The sequence below is a fragment of the Mucilaginibacter sp. genome (genome assembly GCF_025359345.1).
Classification (GTDB): domain Bacteria; phylum Bacteroidota; class Bacteroidia; order Sphingobacteriales; family Sphingobacteriaceae; genus Mucilaginibacter.
On sequence record NZ_JANYGQ010000036.1, the window covers coordinates 420,632 to 442,740 of the forward strand.

Below are 22,109 nucleotides of genomic sequence, written 5' to 3' on the forward strand. Positions count from 1 at the left end.
GTTAATTATTGATATTTGAGTACTTATTATTTAATAAAAATATTGTATTGTAGAATGATTTATTTTATTTTTAATAAATACTTTTTTAGTTTAAATCTGACTATAGCAAAAGCCAAAACCTCAATCATGGTTTTTAAGATTGAGATCTGCCCTTGTTTGTCTCTATCGTCTATACTTTACTAAGCCAAGGTTTAATTAGCGCGCTGAAGGCACCCCTTTTTAGCGGGATTTAACCCAGTTTATGTCATTATAAGAATCACATGATCTATCTATAACTATTGACTATTCAAATTCAGTAAAATGAAAAACCTAATACCCCTGTCAAAGTTTAACTTGCCCGCCAAGCTATTAAAACAAGGTGCCTTAGCGCTGGGCGCCATATTTTTTATGGCAGTAATGCCCGCTAAATTATCGGCCCAGGCGCCATATGTGACTTACTCAGGCCCTAAAACCTATGTTGCTGGTACGGCAATTACGCCGCTCTCTCCAGGTGGAGGGTTGGTCGCAGCGCCTGCTTATAGCAGTAGTACAACTACACTGGGTTCGGGCTTCAATATTCCGGCGGGTATCGCGGTTGATGCAGCCGGAAATATTTACATAGGTGACCAAAACAACAATGTTGTGAAAAAAATCCCGGTGGGCACCAATACGCCTATAGTAATAGCATCGGGTTTTAATACCCCGGATGGCGTTGCAGTAGATGCCGCAGGCAATGTGTTTGTGGCCGATGACGGTAATAACCTGGTAAAGGAAATTCCTGTTGGCGGCGGGCCCGTCATTACCCTTGGAACGGGTTTCCTGCAGCCATTTAATGTGGCGGTGGACGCGGCCGGCAACGTTTACGTGGCTGATAGGGGCAACAACGCTATTAAAAAAATTCCTGTTGGCGGCGGGGCGGTAGTTACCCTGGGTTCGGGATTTACCACTCCTACGGGGGTGGCTGTAGACGCCTATGGCAATGTTTATGTGGCCGATTTTGGCAATAGCGCTATTAAAAAAATACCAGTAGCCGGCGGCGCCCCGGTTACCATCGGGTCCGGGTTCAGTACCCCGTTCGGGGTGGCCGTTGATGGCTCGGGCAATGTGTTTGTTACCGATTACGGCAATAAGCTGGTTAAGGAAATACCTGCCAGCGGCGGCGCCATTACCACTATTGGTTCCGGTTACAGTTTCCTGTTCGGGGTAACCACCGATGCAGCTAACAATGTATTTGTGACCGACTACGGCAACAATGCCGTTAAAAAGATAAAACCTATAGGCGGTTATTATATCAACCCGGCTTTACCTGCGGGTTTAAATTTTGACAATACAACGGGGACCATTAGCGGTACACCGCTCGCTGCCAAACCTGCAACTAATTACACTGTTACGGCTTATAACAGCTCTGGCAGTACTTCAACCGTGGTGAACATCACGGTTAACGCGGTAACTATGAGTTACGTCAGCCCGAAAATCTATACAGCCGGTGCTGCAATTACACCGCTTACGCCAACTGGCAGCGGCGCAGCACTGCCTGCATATAGCAGCAGTACAACAACATTGGGGTCAGGTTTCAATATCCCGGCCGGTGTTGCAGTTGACGCCGCGGGCAATATTTATATAGGCGATCAGAACAACAATGTGGTTAAAAAGATCCCGGGGGGGACAGGTACGCCAATAGTTATTGGCACAGGGTTTAATACACCTGATGGTGTTGCCGTAGATGCTTACGGAAATGTGTTTGTAGCTGATGACGGCAATAACCTGGTAAAAGAGATACCTGTTGGCGGCGGCCCTATTATCACCCTGGGCTCCGGTTTTCTGCAGCCTTTTAACGTAGCAGTGGATGCAGCAGGTAACGTATATGTGGCCGACAGGGGCAACAATGCCGTGAAAAAAATTCCGGTGGGCGGAGGTGCAGTGGTTACCATAGGGTCGGGATTTACCACTCCTACGGGGGTAGCTGTAGATGCCTATGGCAATGTTTATGTAGCCGATTTCGGCAATAGCGCCATTAAAAAAATTCCGGTTGGTGGTGGTGCCCCCGTTACCATCGGCTCCGGGTTCAGCACGCCGTTCGGCGTGGCCGTTGATGGCACGGGCAATGTGTTTGTGACTGATTACGGCAATAAACAGGTAAAAGAGATAGTGGCCGGCAACCCGCTTGGCGCGCCGGTTGTCATCGGCTCAGGTTTTAGCTTCCTGTTCGGAATAACCGTGGATGCGGCCAACAATGTGTTTGTGACCGATTACGGCAACAACGCGGTGAAAAAGATACAACCGATAGGTGGTTACTACATTAGCCCTGCATTACCTGCCGGCTTAAGTTTTAATAATACAACTGGCACTATTAGCGGAACGCCAACCATGAGCAGTCCGGCAACCAACTACACAGTTACTGCTTATAACGGTTTTGGCAATACTTCGGCTATGGTCAACATCACGGTAAATGCAGCCACCTTTAGTTACGCAAGCCCCAAAGTTTACTCCGCAGGCACAGCTATTGCGGCCTTAACGCCAACAAATACAGGTAACCCGGTTGCGGCACCTGCATATAGCAGCACTACAACAACGCTTGGGTCGGGTTTCAATATCCCGGCAGGTATTGCAGTTGATGCCGCGGGCAACATATACATAGGCGACCAAAACAACAATGTGGTTAAAAAGATTCCGGGAGGTACGGGCACACCGATAGTAATAGGAACAGGTTTTAACACACCGGATGGTGTTGCCGTAGATGCTTACGGAAATGTGTTTGTAGCCGATGATGGCAATAACCTGGTAAAAGAGATACCTGTTGGCGGCGGCCCTATTATTACACTTGGTTCGGGCTTTTTACAACCGTTTAACGTTGCAGTAGATGCGGCGGGGAACGTATATGTGGCCGACAGGGGCAATAATGCCATAAAAGAAATACCTGTGGGGGGTGGGGCCGTAATTACTCTTGGCTCCGGGTTTACCACTCCTACTGGGGTAGCCGTAGATGCATATGGTAATGTTTATGTAGCCGATTTTGGCAACAGCGCCATAAAAAAGATTCCAGTTGGAGGTGGCGCGCCGGTTACTATAGGCTCTGGTTTTAGCACTCCTTTTGGAGTAGCTGTTGATGGCTCGGGCAACGTTTTTGTAACCGACTATGGCAACAAGCAGGTTAAAGAGATACCTGTTAACGGTGGTGCGCCGGTAGTAATTGGCTCCGGTTTCAGCTTCCTGTTCGGGATAACTGTGGATGCGGTCAACAATGTATTTGTGACCGATTATGGCAATAATGCAGTTAAAGAGATCAAACCCATCGGTGGTTATTACATTAACCCTGCGTTACCAGCCGGATTAACTTTTAATAATACAACTGGCACTATTAGCGGAACGCCAACCATGAGCAGTCCGGCAACCAACTACACGGTCACTGCTTACAACAGTTTTGGCAGTACTTCGGCTATGGTCAACATCACGGTAAACGCAGCCACCTTTAGTTATGCAAGCCCCAAAGTTTACACTGCAGGAACCGCTATTGCGGCCTTAACGCCAACAAGCACCGGAAACCCGGTTGCGGCACCCGCTTATAGCAGCAGCACCACAACGCTGGGCTCGGGTTTCAATATTCCCGCAGGTATTGCGGTTGATGCCGCGGGCAATATTTATATAGGCGATCAGAACAACAATGTGGTTAAAAAGATTCCGGGCGGAACAGGTACACCAATAGTTATTGGCACAGGGTTTAATACACCTGATGGTGTTGCCGTAGATGCTTACGGAAATGTGTTTGTAGCCGATGACGGCAATAACCTGGTAAAAGAAATACCTGTAGGCGGCGGCCCTATTATTACACTTGGTTCCGGTTTTTTACAACCGTTTAATGTAGCTGTGGATGCTGCAGGTAACGTATATGTGGCCGATAGAGGGAATAATGCTGTGAAAGAAATACCTGTGGGGGGTGGGGCTGTGATTACTCTTGGCTCCGGGTTTACTACTCCTACAGGGGTAGCTGTAGATGCATATGGCAATGTTTACGTGGCCGATTTTGGCAATAGTGCCATTAAAAAGATACCCGTGGGGGGCGGCGCGCCTGTTACCATTGGCTCCGGCTTTAGCACCCCGTTCGGAGTGGCTGTTGATGGCTCGGGCAACGTTTTTGTGACCGATTATGGCAACAAGCAGGTTAAAGAAATACCTGTTAACGGCGGAGCGCCGGTGGTCATCGGCTCCGGATTTAGCTTCCTTTTTGGGATAACGGTTGATGCTGCTAATAATGTATTTGTAACTGACTATGGCAACAATGCTGTTAAAGAGATTAAACCTATAGGGGGTTATTACATCAATCCTGCTTTGCCTGCAGGTTTAAGCTTTAATAATACAACAGGAACCATAAGTGGTACACCTACAGCCTCCAAACCGGCAACTGATTATACAGTTACTGCTTATAATGGTTTTGGCAGTACTTCGGCAATCGTGAATATCAAGGTTAACGCAGTAACAATGAGTTATGCTGGTCCGCAGACCTATATGGCCGGTGTTGCAATTGCACCGCTCACACCAACCGGCAGCGGAGCAGCGGCAGCTGCATACAGCAGCACCACGACAACACTGGGCTCCGGTTTCAATATCCCGGCAGGTATTGCAGTTGATGCAACAGGAAATATTTATATAGGCGACCAGAATAACAATGTGGTGAAGAAGATTCCCGGCGGTACAGGTACGCCAATAGTTATCGGTACAGGCTTTAATACACCGGATGGTGTTGCCGTAGATGCTTACGGAAATGTGTTTGTGGCCGATGATGGCAACAACCTGGTAAAAGAGATACCTGTTGGCGGCGGCCCTATTATTACGCTGGGTTCCGGCTTTTTACAACCGTTTAATGTGGCAGTAGATGCTGCAGGGAACGTATACGTTGCTGATCGTGGTAACAACGCGGTGAAAATGATACCTTATGGCAACTTACCTGTTGTAACCTTAGGCTCAGGGTTTGTAACGCCTACCGGGGTAGCTGTTGATGCTTATGGCAATGTTTATGTGGCCGATTTTGGCAACAGCGCCATTAAAAAGATACCGGTTGGGGGTGGTGCGCCGGTTACCATAGGTTCCGGTTTCAGCACGCCTTTTGGGGTTGCTGTGGATGGTACCGGTAATGTATTTGTAACCGACTACGGCAATAAACAGGTGAAAGAGATTCCCGCAAATGGCGGCGCACCGGTGGTCATCGGTTCAGGGTTTAGCTTCCTGTTTGGGATAACTGTGGACGCAGCTAACAATGTGTTTGTGACCGATTATGGGAACAATGCGGTTAAGGAAATAAAACCCATCGGTGGCTATTATATCAACCCTGCATTGCCTGCCGGTTTAAACTTTAATAATACCACCGGTACTATCAGCGGAACTCCTGTCACTTCCGCGCCGGCAGTAAATTATACGATTACCGCTTATAATGGGTCGGGTAGTAATTCTACCACAGTTAATATTAAGGTAATAAATAGCGCCCTTTTAACCAGTATAAAAGTAAACCCAGTGACAACGTTAACGGTAGTAAGCGGGCCGGACTACAGGGATTATACAACTACAGTCCCCAATTCCGAAACCAGCGTTAAAATTACGCCTACGGCACAAAGTGCACTGGCATCAATAACTGTGAACGGAGTGACCGTAGCCAGCGGTACGGCATCGGCCTCGATACCGCTAAACGTTGGCGACAACGTAATTAATACCATAGTAACAGCAATAGATGGCCTTACCGTAAATTCCTATTCAATAAAATTCACCCGCTTGCCCTCAACCAATGCCGGCCTGGCCAATTTAACGCTAAGCAGCGGTACGCTTACGCCTGTGTTTGCTACGGGCACAACCAGTTACACCGCTTCGGTGAGTAATGCTACAGCTTCGATAACTGTAACGCCTACAACAAGCGATGCCGGTGCAACGGTAAAGGTAAATGGTACAACTGTTGCTTCAGGAGCAGCATCAGGAGCCCTGCCACTGGTTGTCGGGCCAAATGTTATAAGCACGATGATAACTGCGCAGGATGGGGTAACCACCAAAACCTATACGGTAACGGTAACCCGGCTTTCAAACAATGCGGCTTTAACAACCTTAAAGGTAAACCCCGTAACAACGTTGACCCTGGTAAGTGGCCCGGACTACAAAGACTATACAACCACAGTGCCCAGCTCTGAAACCACCGTTAAAATAATACCTACAGCGCAGGATGCCACGGCAACAATAACAGTAAACGGCGTTACTGTAGCCAGCGGGGCATCCTCGGGTGCAATTGCTTTAAACATTGGCGACAATGTAATTAATACTGTAGTAACGGCACAGGACGGTATAACTGTAAAAACCTATTCGATAAAATTCACCCGGTTAACATCGTCTGACGCCACACTGTCCGCCTTTATAATGTCCAGCGGTGTATTATCCCCGGCGTTTGCCGCAGGCACAACCAGTTACACGGCATCGGTAAGTAATGCTACAGCTTCGATAACTGTAACGCCAACAAGCACCGATGCAGGCGCAACGATAAAGGTGAACGGTGCCATGGTTGCTTCCGGAACGGCATCAGCAGCATTGCCGTTGGTTGTTGGGCCAAATGTAATTACTACCATGGTAACAGCAAGTGATGGCGTGACTACCAAAACCTATACGGTAACGGTAACCCGGGTTTCAAACAACGCTACTTTAACCACCTTAAAAGTAAGCCCTGTATCAACACTGACGCTGGTAAGCGGACCAGACTACAAAGATTATACAACCACAGTGCCCAATTCTGAAGCAACCGTTAAAATAATACCAACAGCGCAGGATGCCACGGCAACAATAAAAGTGAACGGCGTTACCGTAGCCAGCGGTGCAGCCTCGGGTGCTATAACCTTAAATGTAGGGACAAACGTAGTTAATACTGTAGTAACAGCCCAGGATGGCGTAACCGTAAAAACATATAGTATAACCTTTACCCGCCAGCCGCCGGGGATGGTAATGAAATATGAACCACAGGAATCGCCCATTACAACCGATGCGTTAACTGTCCACCAAAATGTATCACCAAATGGGGACGGAAGAGGTGATGTGCTTGTTATTGACGGAATAGCAGCGTACCCGGAAAACAAAATACAGATATTGAGCCGCAGCGGTGCTTTAGTGTACGAGGCAAAAGGTTACGATAATGAAACCAAAGTATTTGACGGACATTCAAGCACCAATGGTAAATTACAACAGGCCGGGACTTACTTCTATTCGCTGGAATATAAAGTCGGTAATGAAATAAAACGCAAAACCGGGTTTATTGTGTTGAAGTACTAAGATAAATTTGAATAATATCGGCAATGCTCGCGTTGCCGATATTAATAAATAGGTGAGGGGTTTCATAGTTTATAACATAACACGCCGTCCAGATGCAGATTTAAAGCTGCCTGGTTTTGCCGGCATTGGGTATATGTAATTCTTTGGCGGTGTCAGCAGGTCTGGTAAAACTTTGCTACCCTAAGCGCTAATCAACCTGGGTTTTATACCGGGCGACAATCAGATGCGAAAAACGTAACAGCCCCCGCGGCTACTGAGCGCCTAATCCCAGGAACTCCATTTCGAAGCTTCCCAGCATCGCCTAAGAAGTACATAACAATATAGTTTTCGCCTTGGGCATTGCGGCGAACCCACCCCTGCCCTTACACCATTCCGTCGCAACCCACCCAGGGAGGGGGGGAATGACGCACAAAAAAGGCCCGGAGCAAACACGCCGGACCTTCGCTATATTTTTGCTCCTCCGCTAATCAGCGGAGGCTTGTGGGCTCAACGCCATGCTTTATACTGGTTTATCAACCCGTTGGTTGATGAATCGTGCGAGCTAACTTCGGCATTGTCCTTTAGCTCAGGCAAGATTTTGCCGGCCAGTTGTTTACCCAGCTCAACGCCCCATTGGTCAAAGCTGTAGATGTTCCAGATAATGCCCTGCACAAATATCTTATGCTCGTACATAGCTATCAGCGAACCCAGGCTACGCGGGGTTATTTTCTTTAGTAATATCGAGTTGGTGGGACGATTGCCTTCAAACTCCTTAAACGGTGCGATCTTTTCTATTTCGGCGTCGGTTTTGCCGGCTTTCTTCAGCTCCTCAACCACTACTTCACGACTCTTACCATTCATCAGTGCCTCTGTTTGGGCGAAGAAGTTAGAAAGCAGCATGTTGTGATGCTCACCCAGCGGGTTGTGCGATTGTGCCGGGGCAATGAAGTCGCAGGGGATAAGCTTGGTGCCCTGGTGTATCAGCTGGTAAAATGCATGCTGACCGTTGGTGCCAGGTTCGCCCCAGATGATAGGGCCGGTTTGGTAGTCAACCGGTTTGCCATTGCGGTCCACGTGTTTGCCGTTGCTCTCCATATCACCCTGTTGAAAATAGGCGGCAAAGCGGTGCATGTATTGGTCGTACGGTAAAATGGCATTGGTTTCGGCCTCGAAGAAGTTGTTGTACCAGATGCCAACCAAAGCCAGTACCGCGGGCAGGTTTTGCTCCAGCTCGGTGCTTTTAAAGTGATTGTCCATAGCATGTGCGCCGGCCAGCAGTTCGGTAAAGTTATCGTAACCGATGCTCAGGGCGATTGATAAGCCAATTGCGCTCCAAAGCGAATAACGACCACCAACCCAATCCCAAAACTCGAACATGTTTTTGGTGTCGATACCAAATTTGGATACGCCCTCGCTGTTGGTTGATAGCGCTGCAAAATGTTTGGCCACGTCAGCATCCTTGGCACCGCCGGCTATAAACCAGTCGCGGGCGCTGTGAGCATTGCCCATGGTTTCCTGCGTGGTAAATGTTTTTGAGGCGATAAGGAATAAAGTAGTCTCGGGGTTTAAGCCCTTTAAAGTTTCAACTATGTGCGTGCCATCCACGTTTGATACAAAGTGCATGTTCAAATGGTTCTTGTAAGCTTTCAGTGCTTCAGTAACCATTACGGGTCCAAGATCGGAGCCGCCAATGCCGATGTTTACTACATCAGTAATAGCCTTGCCGGTATAGCCTTTCCAGCTGCCGGAGATGATTGCCTCGCTAAAGGTTTTCATTTGTTCCAGCACGCGGTTTACATCGGGCATTACATCTTTCCCATCAACCAAAATAGGCGTGTTGCTGCGGTTACGCAAGGCAACATGCAACACCGGCCTGCCTTCGGTAACGTTAATTACCTCGCCGCTAAACATGGCGTCGATTGCCTTATTTACTGAACACTCGCGCGCCAGCTGCATCAACAAAGCTACAGTCTGCTCGTCGATCCGGTTTTTGGAATAATCGAGCAGCATATCCTCAAACTGCAGCGAAAACTTGTTAAAGCGGTCGCTATCAGTATCAAACAAACCTTTAAGGCTTTGGGGAGTAATATCAATGTAATGGTCGGCCAGGTATTTATAGGCCTGCGTGGTGGTAAAATCGGTATTTGGCAACATAATTGAGATGATTTTGAAACAAAAGTAACAAGTAAATACTTAGCACGTATTTAAAACCGAAAACTTTGACACGATACTGTGATTTTTAGCCGAAACCACGCTATGTATAGTGTTAGTTTAACACATCGTACATAGTGTTTATTTTACAATAAGTAAATTGTCATAATTTTAACAAATTTCACATACTGTTTGGAATTTGAAAATTATTATTTAATATATTTGCATCAATCATCCAATAAGGTGGGTTTTATTATAAATTTCTTAATACACTAACGCCATGTTTGAAAAACTGTTTATGCTTGTCAAAAATAACGCCGGGACGGCCGTTATAGACAACCCCGCTATTCCCGTAAAATACCATGAAGCAGTGATAAACGAGGCTTCAAGCTCGATCATCGAGGTGTTAAAACACCAGCTGGAGACGGGTAAGATAAAGGAGCTGGTTAAATTTTTCCAGTTTTCAGGTATTTACAATAATTCATTAGTATCAAGCATCATTAACAAGTTTGCCAACAAGCTGAACAATTTCTACGGCATCGAGCCGGAGTCGGCAATGTCGGCAGCAAATTCACTGATCACCCCGGTTATGGCCGAGCTGGTTAAAGAATCAAAAGATGCAAAAAATCTAGATTTCGGCCTTAGCAACTTCCTGTCAAAACTAAACGGCAACCGCGGCAACATGGATGCGCTGGTTGGCGAGATGATGGTTGCTTAAGGTTAATTACAAAGAGTTTAACATAGTTTTAGGGGGTTGTAAAGGTTGAAAGCTTTGCAGCCCTTTATTTTTGTTTTAAGTTGTAAAGACTGAAGATATTTTAGAGGTTGAAAGTTTGAGGCAACACACCACTCACTAATTCACCAATTCGCCAATTCACTAACTCGCTAATTCACCAATCTTCCCGCCAAATCAACCGTCCGCGCAAAGGGGTTTAAAAACCTGTTGGCCAGCACCGCAAACTCATACCGCGAAATCGGCCTGTTAACATCGAAATCCGATTTAAATTTATACTGCCCCTTCCAGGCCTTTGCCATACTTTTGTTTAGCACTGCCGGGTCGGTAAGCGTTATCTCGCTGATGAAGGAGAGCGTGTTGCCCACGGTAAATTTTTCGCCCGGCTTTTGGATGTTGAACCAGATAAAAGCGCGGGTGTATATTTCGGTTAAAACGGGCTGCACCTCAGCCGTGCTAACTGCCGAATCGGGCATAAAAATAAATTGGGGATTGCCGTTTGTAACCTGCTGCCTACCTCTTAACAATCCTGTGGCGCAAACCTGTTGTATGGCACGCCAGGCATGATCGGTTTGATTAATGTCGCCAAAAGGGAGCAGGTAGCCCTTAAAGTCGAGCAACTCACCCTGGGTAATGCGCACATTTAGGTGTTTGGTAGTAGTTTTAAAAAAGGCGCAAAAAGCAGCTGCACAGCCCACGCCCTGGCCAAGTTGCAATTGCAGAGGCAGATATTGGATGTTCTTTTCCGCCGGCAGCACTTTTTCGGTAACCAGTATATTCTCCACGTCGCCGGCTAAAATGGCATTTAACGGAATGGTAAACGCCGGGTATTGGGGGTAATTATTTTTTGGCGAATTAGCGTCGGTATGTATTTGTCCCGGCATGCTTTCTCCTGCGACGATGGAGGTGCGGTACATTTTAAGTGTGCTGTTATCCGTTTGGTTGCTGAAAGGCTCGCGCAGTTTGGCACCGGCTTTTATGGCCACGGCGCCGGTTTCCGTTGCATCAACCACTACCCTGGCTTTTACGGTGATAGTTTTACCATCCCGGATAAGGCTTACTTCCCAGCGATCACCGTCCTTTTTGATATTGCTGAATATGGCATTTTGGTAGACGGTAAGGTTTTTAACTGTATCGCTTATTTTTTTTAAGATGGACGTACCCCTGCCCGGCTCAAATTTCAAAGGGGCATTTTGCGCGGTATCATAACCTGCTGTCTTGCCGTAATTTTCGCGGATATGGTTCCTGAATTCCCCCCAGATGCCTGATGCAATGTTATTGTTAACCTCAAGGCTCACCATTTGATCAGCCACGGTAATGCCGCTTATTTTAAAGCCATCGTCGGCCAGTATAGTTTTTACTTTGCTGCGTCCGCATTGTATGGCCGCAGCCACCCCGCTGGCGCTGCTGCCAACCACCAGTACATCGGTTTTAATAGTTTGGGCGTAAATGACCGTTGAGTTTAAAAAAAGCAGGAGTGCAAGCAGTCGTTTTATCATTGGGGTGTAAATAACACGTAGAAAACGCTAAAATAGCCCAAAACCTTGTTGAACATTAAAATTATACCTAATTTAATTTTTTTTACTAACCATGACAGACGACCTATTAAAATACCCTGTCGGGACATTCACGGCCCCGGCATCGTATACTCCTGAAGATTTGCGCAAGTGGACGAAAACCATTAAAGAGTTCCCAGGCAAACTGCGCCACGCGATTGTTAACCTTAACGAGAAGCAGCTCGATACGCCCTACCGCACCGGTGGTTGGACCATAAGGCAAGTGGTACACCATTGCGCCGACAGCCACATGAACTGCCTGCTGCGCTTTAAATGGGCGCTTACAGAAGAAAACCCAACCATTAAACCCTACGAAGAAGCCGACTGGGCCTTGCTGCCCGACTACCGCATGCCGGTTGAATCATCGTTAAAAATACTGGAAGGCTTACACCTGCACTGGGGCGCCCTGCTTGATAGTTTTGGGGAAGACGAATGGCGCCGCACTTTTACGCACCCTGCAACCGGCAAAACCATGCAGCTGAAAACCGCACTGGCACTTTATGCATGGCATAGCAAGCACCATTTGGGGCATGTGACGCAGGCGCTGAAGCTGATAAACCATTAAACAGCCAAACCGCTGATGGGAGAATGGTTACGTTGATTGTCCAGGAATATAGCGCAGGCGAAATCAACGTGGTCAAAAAACCAACGGTTGTTACATTACATAGCCAGATGATACGTCCTGCCGCCGGTGCTTGATTTACCTGCGTCGGCCAGCGTACCCAAGTATTTTTTGGAAACCGATTTTGGCGCGAAACCCTTGTCGACTATAGTAACCGCAACCTGCCCCTCGGGCGATTTTGCAGCATTCATCAGTTCGAAGCTGTCGCCGCCATAGGTGAAGCGATTATCGGCAACTTTTACGTTGGTGAAGTCGAAAGTGGCTTTGAGCGTGCTTACAAAAAAGCCTGCATCCTTCACGCTCTTGCTTATCTGGTCAAAATTTACCTGTTCGCCGGTTTTAAAGGTAATCAGGTAGGTGTTGCGTATCAGGTCGGTTTTAATTTCGCTGATAAAGGGCAGTTTTTGTAACGATCTTTCGGTTGTTTTGGCGCACAGGGCGCAGGTAAGGCCGCTCACCTGTAGTTCGGCTTTGGTAAACTGGGCCCTGGCAACGCCGGTGGTTAATATCAGCAGGACCAAAAATATTTTGAGGGTCTTCATTTGTCGATTAAAAATTAAAGATAAAGAAAATTGAATTAATAGTTCGCAATTGCGAAATGCCATTAATCAATAGCAATCAAACACGCAGCATACAGTTCTTCAAAAAAACATGGATAGCGCCGGGCGGAGGGCCAGGCAAATCTTTATATAAAATGGCCGCCAGGTTACCATGCTTTGCCCTGTAGTAATTATCAGCGAAAACCACGGCAGGCAGGCTAGCACCAGGCTCTTTAGCAAAAGCCATAGTTATGCCGCCCTTTTTGGCATCCTTAATCTTGCCTGAGCAAATCTCCCGGTTCTTTCCTACTGACCCCAACACAAGCTCCTAAGTTTTTATTAAAAACTTCTGTAAGCAAGCATTAGGTTGTGCTGCTTTGGGGCAGATTTTGAATTCAAAAAAAGGGGTTGTGACACGACCAATTGACAACTTATATATTTTTTTTACAAAATTGATAATATCATAGGCTTGTCTGCCGTTTTGCAATTGTAACATTTTTGTTACCAAGATAGGCAAAACTATTTAAAATGGCTTTAACGGGCCATGTAATTAGTCGCCAGTTGGTAAAAAAATGGAACGTAAACGATACTGCTGCTGTAAAATTTAAATCAACCATTAAACGCTTCTCCCATGAAAAGACCCCTATTGATCATCGGAACTTTAATTTTTATGCTATTTGCGTGCACTCATGATGGCATAGCCCCTAAAAGCACTGGCACCCCTGGCGGGGGCACGGGCGGAAACACCGGCGGCACAGGTGGCAGCACAGGCGGTGGCACAGGTACACCGCCAAGCGACATTGTCTGCTTTCAAACCGACGTATTGCCGCTATTTCAAACCTACTGTGCAAGCGCCGGCTGCCATGATGCTGCCACCCAGCGCGAGGAACTTGTATTAACCAGTTATGCAAATATTATGCGGGGCATAAGGTCCAAAAACCCGAACGGGAGCAAATATTATACGGTTATACAGGAAGGCTCAATGCCGCCACGGAATAAGCCGCAACTAAGTACAGCGCAAGTAGCAACTATTGGTAAATGGATAAACCAGGGCGCTTTGAATAATACCTGCGCTGTTACCACGTGCGATACCACTAAAACAACATATAACAATGGTATTTCACTGCTGTTTGCGACCTATTGTAACGGATGCCACGGAATAGCTCCCGGATCGGGCAATGTTGTCTTGAGCGACTATGCCAGTGCCAAATCAGCCGGCACTACAATGAAGGCTAACTTTTTAAACGCCATTAATTTCACCTCGGCGAATGCAGCAATGAATATGCCGCAATCGGGCAAATTAAGTGATTGCCAGGTAACTCAAATAACCAAGTGGATAAACAGTGGGTGCCCACAATAAATCTTAAAAAAACATGAAATCATATATCATCCTGTTTACCATGCTAGTCATGCTAAGCAGTTGCTTTTACGACCATTCTAATTTGGTTTACCCCCAGGCGCCGTGCACAATTACTACGGCAACCTATAGTCAAAATGTGTCAGCAATTATAACTACAAATTGTTCGGCTTGCCATAGCGCCAGCGCTTCTGCAGGTGCCGGGATAAAATTAGACAGCTATAGTGCTTTAAAAATTTATGTAAGCAACGGGCAGTTAATGAACTCTATAAAACATACAGGAGGCATACCTGCTATGCCGCAAAATGGGCAGCAGCTTTCCAGCTGCGACATCAAAACTATCCAAACCTGGATTGATAACGGGGCCCTTAACAATTAAACTAACTACAATGAAAAAAGCAACCCTTCTTTTATTTTTTGCAGGCTTAAGTTTCGGCCTGCATGCGCAAAAAATATTTTCAACTAAAACCGGGCAAATAAAGTTCAATGCAAGCAGCCCCCTTGAACAGGTAGTTGGTATTAATAACCAGGTCGACAGCAAAATGATTGATAAAACCGGCCAGGTGGTATTCAGTGCCCTTATCAAAAGTTTCAAGTTTGAGAACCAGCTAATGGAAGACCACTTCAATGAAAACTACCTGGAAAGCTCAAAATTCCCCAAAGCCGAGTTTAAGGGCTTCATCACCAATATCGGCACCGTGAACTTTGCGAAGGATGGTAAATACCCGGCAAATTTTTCGGGAACATTAACCATACATAATGTTTCGCAAAAAGTATCAGCTGCGGGGGAGATTACAATTGCCAACGGCGCCCCGACAGTAAACGGCGCCTTTAAAGTAAAGCTTGCCGGCTATGGCATAACAGGTTCATATATCGGTGGAAAAATAGCAAACGAAGCCGAGGTAACAGTTAATTGTAAGTATCAATAATGGAAACCTATCAGCACAAAACAAGCGCAAAGCTATTTTGGTGTATCGCCTTAATTAGCATAGTTTATTTATTTCCGCACAACGCTTTTGCCCAAACCCCCGACCTGTTTAAAATGCAGGATGAGCAGGATAAAAAAGATGCAAAAGAAAAAACGGACATCACAACATCGATATTTAAATCGACCCGGCTGATAAACGGACAAACGATTGAAAATACCGGCAGGGGAATTTTGGATCTTAGAATATCGCACCGTTTTGGTTTCGTAAACACCGGGTCGTATAACTTTTTTGGATTGGATCAGGCTACCATGCGCCTTGGGCTTGATTATGGTATTACCGACAGGCTGGAGGTTGGCATAGGCCGAAGCACATTCAATAAGGAATTTGACGGATTTTTTAAATACCGGATTTTGCGCCAGTCGACCGGTAAAGTTAATATGCCAATATCAATAAGCCTGGCTGCAACGGGCGTGTGGCGCTCATTGAAAGATACGGTTACGACTTTTCCGATAAACTACTCGGACCATTTTAGCTTTTCCGGCCAACTAATTCTGGCGCGAAAATTCAATGATTATTTTTCATTGCAACTGGTTCCAACTATGGTGCATTATAATATAGTTCCGACTAAAGCTGTTAAAAACGATCTGTATTCGATGGGGATCGGTTTTCGTCAGCGCTTGTCTAAAAGGGTGAACCTTACGGGCGAATACTATTACCAGGTTACCCAGTTGGGGGGCTATACCAACTCCGCGTCTGTAGGGTTCGACATTGAAACCGGCGGGCATGTGTTCCAGTTGTTTTTCACCAACTCAACCGGGATAAACGAAAGCAGTTTTATTACCCAAACCCAGGGCTTATGGGGTAACGGCGGCATACGTTTTGGATTTAATATTTCGAGAGTATTTTCGGTAGTAAAACCGAAAAACCTCGCAAAAACCACCTACTAACATATCTGACAATGAAAATTAAAATCGTATTGATATTACTCGCGCTTTGCTTTACTTCGGTTGCGACGGTTTGGTATTACGTGTTTCAGTATTCAAAAACCCACCACAGGGATGTGGAGTCGGAAAATGCTATCTCTGTAACGGCCGGGCAACTTGTTAAGGATTATCAGGCTAACGAATCGAGCGCAAATACACGTTATTTGAACAAAGTAATTCAAATAAAAGGAGATGTGATAAAAGAGGGCAAAGACCAGGCTGGAAACTATACGGTTACCCTTAAGAGTAATGACCCATTTTCGGGTGTTTTGTGTACGTTAAAAAATGGCAGCAAAATAAACAGCACGCATTCCACTATCGTGGTGAAAGGTATTTGCGCCGGTTTTTTAACTGACGTAGTATTAAATGAAGGGGTAATAGTAAAATAGCAACCCACCTCTTAAATCTTACCCGGCTCCCACCCGCTTCTATACTGCCTTGTCAAATACGCATTGGCACCGGGTGGGAAACTGCGGCCATACGAGATTCGAATTACTCCCTCAATTCAAACAGCCATCAAAAACACCGCTTAACTATTTGATTTTCAAAAACATTTTTATAATTTAGTCACAGTTACCCGAACCGTAATTCAGCATAATTTTAAATTGATTGCTTGTTTATTTAACCTTGTTTCACTGGTTATTTGCCGCATTTTGATGGATAATACCCAATCGCTATAACACCTTAATAAATACACCTTAACCACAATTCCGGGCAAGCCGGCAAACCAATACTTAATTTCTTAAAATATGAAACGATTTTTAATTGTTTTCGCCGCGGTGGCTTTGGCTGCAGCATTATCTGGCTGCGAGCACGGAAAGGTGTCCGAGGGCCACGATATACAAGCCTATTGCGTTATAGGCGTTATCGTTGTGCTATCTTTCTTACTGAGTCGGTACACCAATATGCTTCGCGACGAAATCACCGACTGCGACCAGTTTGATGAAGAAGTTTCAAAAGTGCAGCGCCGTACAAAAACTAAAATACAAAATAAAAAAAGTCCCTTCAGCCTGGCAAAAACGCAGTTTGCCGCGTGGACGGTGATCATTGCTTCGTCCTATATCTATTTATCGTTAACCAAGGGCGACTGCGCGGATGGCGCCATTAATAAAACCGCCCTGGTATTAATGGGCATCGGCACCGGCATCCTAACGGCGGCGGCCATTATTGATAAACGTGAGGAGCTTGATAACAGGCCCCGGCATCAAAATCGCCCCTCGAAAGGCTTCTTCTCCGATATTTTATCGGACCATAACGGCGTAAGCATACACCGGTTCCAGAATTTTGTGTGGACCTCCATCGCCATGATCGTATACATAATGAAAGTGGCCCACGTGCAAAGCGGCTGCGTAATGCCCGAACTCAGCGATACCTTGCTGGCCTTAACCGGCATTAGCGGCGTCACATTTTTAACCATGCGGGCTTCCGAAAACAAGCCGACTGTTGAAAGCGCGCCTGAAGATCCAGCCACCGGTAATGTTGTTGCCCCAGCCCCTGCCCCGGTTAGCGCTCCGGTTGAGGCTGTTAGTATTACTGTTCCCGGGGGTAATGCGGCCGAGGCGATTAGTACCACTGTACCCGTGAGCAATAACCCGTAACCGGGCCGTGATTTTTTGGGGATTTTACTGCCAAATCCGTTCCTGTGCACAGTGAAACACAAGGAACAGGGTGGAACAGCAGCTAGTCGATAAATTTTGGTAAAAAGTGCCTTTCCGGGTCACTATAGCGGTTTTGTACTTAAAAACTACCACCAAAAATGCAAAAAGTACTGACAAAACAGTGTCAGCACTTTCCTCATCTTTAATGCCGAAATTAGCAGTGTCACAAATATCCGCCCGGTATTGGCCATCTTAGATCCTCCCCTGGAGGGCAGCCAATGTCATTAACTCACGCTTTCTCTGCCCTCTTTTTTGCTAGCAAAAGAGAGGGCGGTCCAGCGAAGCGTCGACCGGGTGAGTCCTCTACAAGCGGCGTTAACGCAAATGCATTGGCGCCACAGCACGCACCTTATCACCGCTTAAAACACACACATAATAAATCACACCCCCATGAACAAATCACAACACATCAATTCAATTTCGCCATTGCTCGTAACCCGGCCGCCCGAAATTGAACGCATCCGCCGGGAAGCCCGGCTGGCACTCCCCGAAGAATTTGAAGAATTTGCAGCGCCCGAAGAATTTGACGACCTGCCCGATGACCCAACTGACGACGACCGCGATGACGAAGCCTATACCGACACAAACGCCGGCTTCATCATAAAGCCCGGCGAAACATGGCTGCAAACCGCGGCCGACACACCCCAGGCCGAAATGTTGTTTGGCAGCTTCTGGTTCCAGGACGAACTTTGCATCCTGTTTGCCGATACCAATGCCGGCAAATCCATCCTCGCCGTACAAATCGGCAATGCCATCAGTCGCGGGCAGGCGACAGGGCCGTTCCAAATGAATGGCCCGGCCGAAACCGTGCTTTATTTTGATTTTGAGCTCAGCACCACCCAGTTCCGCAAACGCTATGCGGGCGACGATACCGGCAACGCAGGCGCATTTAACCCAAAGTTTTTGCGCGCCGTACTAAATCTATCGTCAAATAAGGCCCGCAAATTCAACAGTTACGAGGAGTATATCACTAACGAGATCGAAAACGCCCTCATCAGCACTAAGGCAAAGGTGCTTATTATTGATAACCTTACCTGCCTGCGCTTTGGCACCCATTTCGCATCCGGCGCCTTAAACCTGGTACAATACCTGCAAAGTATAAAAGAAACCTACCAGCTATCCATACTGGTGTTGGCGCATACGCCCAAACGCAACCTCGCAAGGCCAATCACCCGCAACGACCTGCTCGGCAGTAAAATGCTCATCAACTTTTGCGACAGCGCCTTCGCCATCGGCGAAAGCCAGTTACCCCCACCGGCCGAAGGCTGCGGACCATTGCGCTACCTGAAGCAAATAAAACAGCGCAGTACCCACGAAGAGTTCGGCGCCGCCAATGTATGCATGTGCAGCATCGTAAAGCACGACGGCTTTTTACAATTTCAGTTTAACGGCACCGCTCACGAGGCCGAACACCTGGCCCGCCAGCACGAGCAATACCGCAAAATTAGCGACACCTGCATCGCCGGGCTGCATCAGCAGGGCCTCTCCGTGCGCCAGGTAGCCGAAAAATTAGGCATCGCCTCCACCACCGTTTTCCGCGCACTGAAACGAATGGAAAAATGATGTGCGGATGATTATTTTATTCCCCTATTGACCGCGTGCCGCCTTAGCTTCAGCGGTGGCGCAGAGGGGGCGCGCCGGATTGTGTGGTGGCAGGGGTGTGTTCGTCGCCATGCAATAGCGTAAAAGCATCGCGTAGAGGACACACACCCCCACCCCTCTCACGAGCTACCGCCCACTCACATTTTTTCAGAACCCCATCGGGGTTCAAGGTCGGTAGAAAAAGCACCCATAGTTAGTTCGTGCCGTAGGTACGAAACCTCTCCGACTTGCATAGTGAGCCAAAATAGTTCATTAAGTGTTGCACCTACGGCGCAAAAATGATTGGGATGGCTGTTTTTCTACCGACCTATTGCACCTACGGTGCATTGACCTTGCGGGGGCGGCCATAGATGTTGGTACACGGTAGCTCCCGGCAGGCCCAGGGCATGGTTCAACCACCATCCATCTACTCATCTTGCTCCCAACCCCCAAAAACCATTTTTCATAACCAATAACCCCTCAATACCATGACCAGCGAATTTACCGACCATTGCACCCAATACTACCACCTCACCAAGCTGCTATCAGCGCAGGACGAACGCTTCAAAAACCTGTTAGACAATGCCCCGCCTTATACCGGCCAACGCAATTTAAGCGCTTTAGACGCCATAATCAGCCACAACCGCAAGGTACAAGCCGCCAAGGCTAAGGTGGACAAAACTTTAAAAGCATGGCAAGAAACCGCGCAAACCATCCTGAAGATGATGCAGTATTTTAACATACCGCCCCGCTCCATCCTCACCGGCCAAATACCCGGCGAACTGGAGTACGAACTATGGGCCAATGAAAAGGATGAGGTTTATATAATCAAAGCCAGGGATCTGCCACAAGAGGAGGTTAACCCCAATATTATAGTTATCAAATGTTGGAATGGCAAAAAGGGTGAGGAGGAGGATTGATAGTGCGGCACAGGGAATTACACTGTCAAATGCCTATTAATAACTGATTATCATGGGGTTGCGCTGCCGATAGAAGCAACGCCGCGCTTTCTGCTCATACGCCTGCAGGCCTTACGCGTAGGCCGGTATCCGCGGCAATCGCTAACCCGGGGGATGTAGCTACATACCGGGCGGGCTACCTAAACGCGGGGCAGAGGAGACTTGCGATAACCCTGAGATGACCAGCAAAAACCTAGTAAGCAAGACAATAATATTTCCAAAGCCTTATTTTACTATATTTATCCAGATTTAATGATATACCGACCCACAATTATGAAAGAAGCCGATTATCCCAAGGAGTTTTTTGACCATTACAAGCGCATTCAAAAGAAAGAGGAAAAAGAGGTGGGCAAACAAAAGACAGCCGGACTAATTACGAAGACCGGGCGCTTTTTTGAGAAGTTATCTATCAGCCGGGTATTACTCATTATACTCGGACTTATCAGTTTGAGTGCCGCTTACTTTTATTTTGCAACGGCTAATGGTGAGGGTATTACTGGGCCCAAAAGTATTTTGCGCGCGATATATTTCAGTGTTGTTACCTTTACGTCATTAGGATATGGTGATATCGCGCCGGTACACTATGGAAAAATTGTTGCCGCGTTTGAAGTGACTTTGGGTTTGGGATTAATGGCACTGCTTATTGGAAAAATCGCTTCCGAACGCCAGATGGCTCTGCTGACTCTGGTTTACACCAGTGAACAACAATACCGGATACGCGAGTTTGAAGAAGGTGTTTTACAATATGTAGACGAAATCCAAACAGCAATCAGGGATTATGACATGGATAACTTAGCCACAGCCGCGAAAAAGGCAGAAAGCCTAACGCGCGCTTACACCCGTTACCTCGTACTACACGCCAATCATGGTGATATTGCTTCTTTTGGGAATGATTCGTCTTTATTAAGATTATATCAGGCGGTCAACCTGTTGCAAGAAGCGGCGTTCGATGGGCTTCTAACTAACGGGATTTCGGGCCCGTGTTGGAACGCACTGGAGGCTATTGTTGAGGTAAGCAGCGGAAATGCGCGAGTAATCATCCCTCATCACCATCGGATGAATGCGTTGGAGGTATTGGCTGATATGCTTGCCCCCAGGACTACTCTTATTAGTTTAATCAACGACCGCGATAATGGCACGATTGCCTACCGGCACAAAAAGCAGATCACTCCTCAATTATTAGACACCATCTGCAGGCGGATTGGTCCGAGGCCCTGGCCACAATTCATCCACAAAACGATTGCTGACGAATTAGATATAACCTATTCCTTAGCGACAGAAGCGATTACTAAATTGATCGAAGACGGCCGCCTTCCTCGAAATAATGTCGAACCGCCGACTTGACAATATAATACGGGACGCTAAAAAACTTTTGATCTATTTAACTTAGCGGGAACAAAGTCAAATTCTTCTAAATACTGCTTATGGTCATAAAACAATACGCGGGCATTTTTTCCACGCAGTTTTTAGCTTGGATATGTGATTCCATCAAGACTTCCCCCCGCTACCGCAAGCGTTCTTGTGGTTCGTAGACAAGTTACAAAGCGGCAGGTGGCAAATTAAATATTCAGCAATAATCGTAAAAGTTTGAATTTTGCATTTACGAAGTAACCCGCTTCAACAATAAAGCGGGCTACCTATCAGCGAACCGCAACCCGGGAGGTTTGCGGAAGCAGAGAGCGCTAATAGCAAAGTTTGATAGACGTTCTTTTAGTGAAACCACAGGTAAAATAAACCTTATATTCGTCGTGTCATGACTACCCCACCTCTTTGTGTTCGAACTGCATACTTGC

The 22,109-nt window shown here is 46.8% G+C and carries 16 protein-coding genes; 12 read left to right on the forward strand and 4 right to left on the reverse strand.

What is annotated here, in order from left to right; translation table 11 throughout:
- The first annotated feature begins 300 nt into the window (after positions 1-300).
- Positions 301-7,269: a cadherin-like beta sandwich domain-containing protein gene (locus Q0R52_RS27310; RefSeq protein WP_295801366.1), complete on the forward strand. Its 6,969-nt coding sequence runs from the start codon at positions 301-303 to the stop codon at positions 7,267-7,269.
- A 486-nt stretch (positions 7,270-7,755) separates the two neighbouring features.
- On the opposite strand, the gene pgi is transcribed toward Q0R52_RS27310, so the two are convergent.
- Positions 7,756-9,402 (reverse strand): glucose-6-phosphate isomerase, encoded by a 1,647-nt coding sequence (pgi, locus tag Q0R52_RS27315; RefSeq protein ID WP_295801367.1) that lies wholly within the window; start codon positions 9,400-9,402, stop codon positions 7,756-7,758.
- 277 nt (positions 9,403-9,679) lie between these two features.
- On the opposite strand from pgi, the gene Q0R52_RS27320 reads away from it, so the two are divergent.
- Positions 9,680-10,117 (forward strand): hypothetical protein, encoded by a 438-nt coding sequence (locus Q0R52_RS27320; RefSeq protein ID WP_295801369.1) that lies wholly within the window; start codon positions 9,680-9,682, stop codon positions 10,115-10,117.
- Between the two features lie 167 nt (positions 10,118-10,284).
- Here the strand turns inward: Q0R52_RS27320 and Q0R52_RS27325 are convergent, their stop codons facing one another.
- The gene (locus Q0R52_RS27325; RefSeq protein WP_295801372.1) at positions 10,285-11,631 is read right to left on the reverse strand and encodes an FAD-dependent oxidoreductase; all 1,347 of its coding nucleotides are present in this window, start codon (positions 11,629-11,631) and stop codon (positions 10,285-10,287) included.
- Between the two features lie 91 nt (positions 11,632-11,722).
- Here Q0R52_RS27325 and Q0R52_RS27330 point away from each other — a divergent pair, with 91 nt between their 5' ends.
- A complete protein-coding gene (locus tag Q0R52_RS27330; protein WP_295801375.1) occupies positions 11,723-12,253 on the forward strand; it encodes a YfiT family bacillithiol transferase in 531 nt (176 codons plus the stop codon).
- A gap of 95 nt (positions 12,254-12,348) precedes the next feature.
- Here the strand turns inward: Q0R52_RS27330 and Q0R52_RS27335 are convergent, their stop codons facing one another.
- A complete protein-coding gene (locus Q0R52_RS27335) occupies positions 12,349-12,852 on the reverse strand; it encodes a heavy-metal-associated domain-containing protein (RefSeq protein ID WP_295801377.1) in 504 nt (167 codons plus the stop codon).
- A 76-nt stretch (positions 12,853-12,928) separates the two neighbouring features.
- Complete coding sequence (locus tag Q0R52_RS27340; RefSeq protein ID WP_295801379.1) at positions 12,929-13,171, reverse strand: hypothetical protein; 243 nt, start codon at positions 13,169-13,171, stop codon at positions 12,929-12,931.
- Positions 13,172-13,480: 309 nt separating this feature from the next.
- Between Q0R52_RS27340 and Q0R52_RS27345 the strand changes: the two genes are divergently transcribed.
- The 9 genes from Q0R52_RS27345 (at position 13,481) to Q0R52_RS27385 (ending at position 21,660) form a co-directional block, all read left to right on the forward strand.
- A complete protein-coding gene (locus tag Q0R52_RS27345; protein ID WP_295801382.1) occupies positions 13,481-14,209 on the forward strand; it encodes a c-type cytochrome in 729 nt (242 codons plus the stop codon).
- 13 nt (positions 14,210-14,222) lie between these two features.
- Entirely contained in the window at positions 14,223-14,585 is a 363-nt protein-coding gene (locus Q0R52_RS27350; RefSeq protein ID WP_252793695.1) for a c-type cytochrome, read from the forward strand.
- A 10-nt stretch (positions 14,586-14,595) separates the two neighbouring features.
- A complete protein-coding gene (locus Q0R52_RS27355; protein WP_295801387.1) occupies positions 14,596-15,135 on the forward strand; it encodes a YceI family protein in 540 nt (179 codons plus the stop codon).
- Positions 15,135-16,082 carry a DUF5777 family beta-barrel protein gene (locus Q0R52_RS27360; protein ID WP_295801388.1) on the forward strand — a complete coding sequence of 316 codons (948 nt, stop codon included), beginning with the start codon at positions 15,135-15,137 and terminating at the stop codon, positions 16,080-16,082. Before Q0R52_RS27355 ends, Q0R52_RS27360 begins: the two co-directional genes overlap by 1 nt.
- Positions 16,083-16,093: 11 nt before the next feature.
- A complete protein-coding gene (locus tag Q0R52_RS27365) occupies positions 16,094-16,507 on the forward strand; it encodes a hypothetical protein (RefSeq protein ID WP_295801391.1) in 414 nt (137 codons plus the stop codon).
- A 360-nt stretch (positions 16,508-16,867) separates the two neighbouring features.
- On the forward strand, positions 16,868-17,716 hold the full coding sequence (locus Q0R52_RS27370; protein ID WP_295801393.1) for a hypothetical protein: 849 nt from the start codon (positions 16,868-16,870) through the stop codon (positions 17,714-17,716).
- A 450-nt stretch (positions 17,717-18,166) separates the two neighbouring features.
- Positions 18,167-19,339, forward strand: a complete 1,173-nt coding sequence (locus Q0R52_RS27375; protein ID WP_295801394.1) for an AAA family ATPase — start codon at positions 18,167-18,169, stop codon at positions 19,337-19,339.
- Between the two features lie 506 nt (positions 19,340-19,845).
- Positions 19,846-20,277, forward strand: a complete 432-nt coding sequence (locus Q0R52_RS27380) for a hypothetical protein (protein ID WP_295801397.1) — start codon at positions 19,846-19,848, stop codon at positions 20,275-20,277.
- Positions 20,278-20,589: 312 nt separating this feature from the next.
- Entirely contained in the window at positions 20,590-21,660 is a 1,071-nt protein-coding gene (locus Q0R52_RS27385; RefSeq protein ID WP_295801399.1) for a potassium channel family protein, read from the forward strand.
- Positions 21,661-22,109 lie beyond the last annotated feature (449 nt).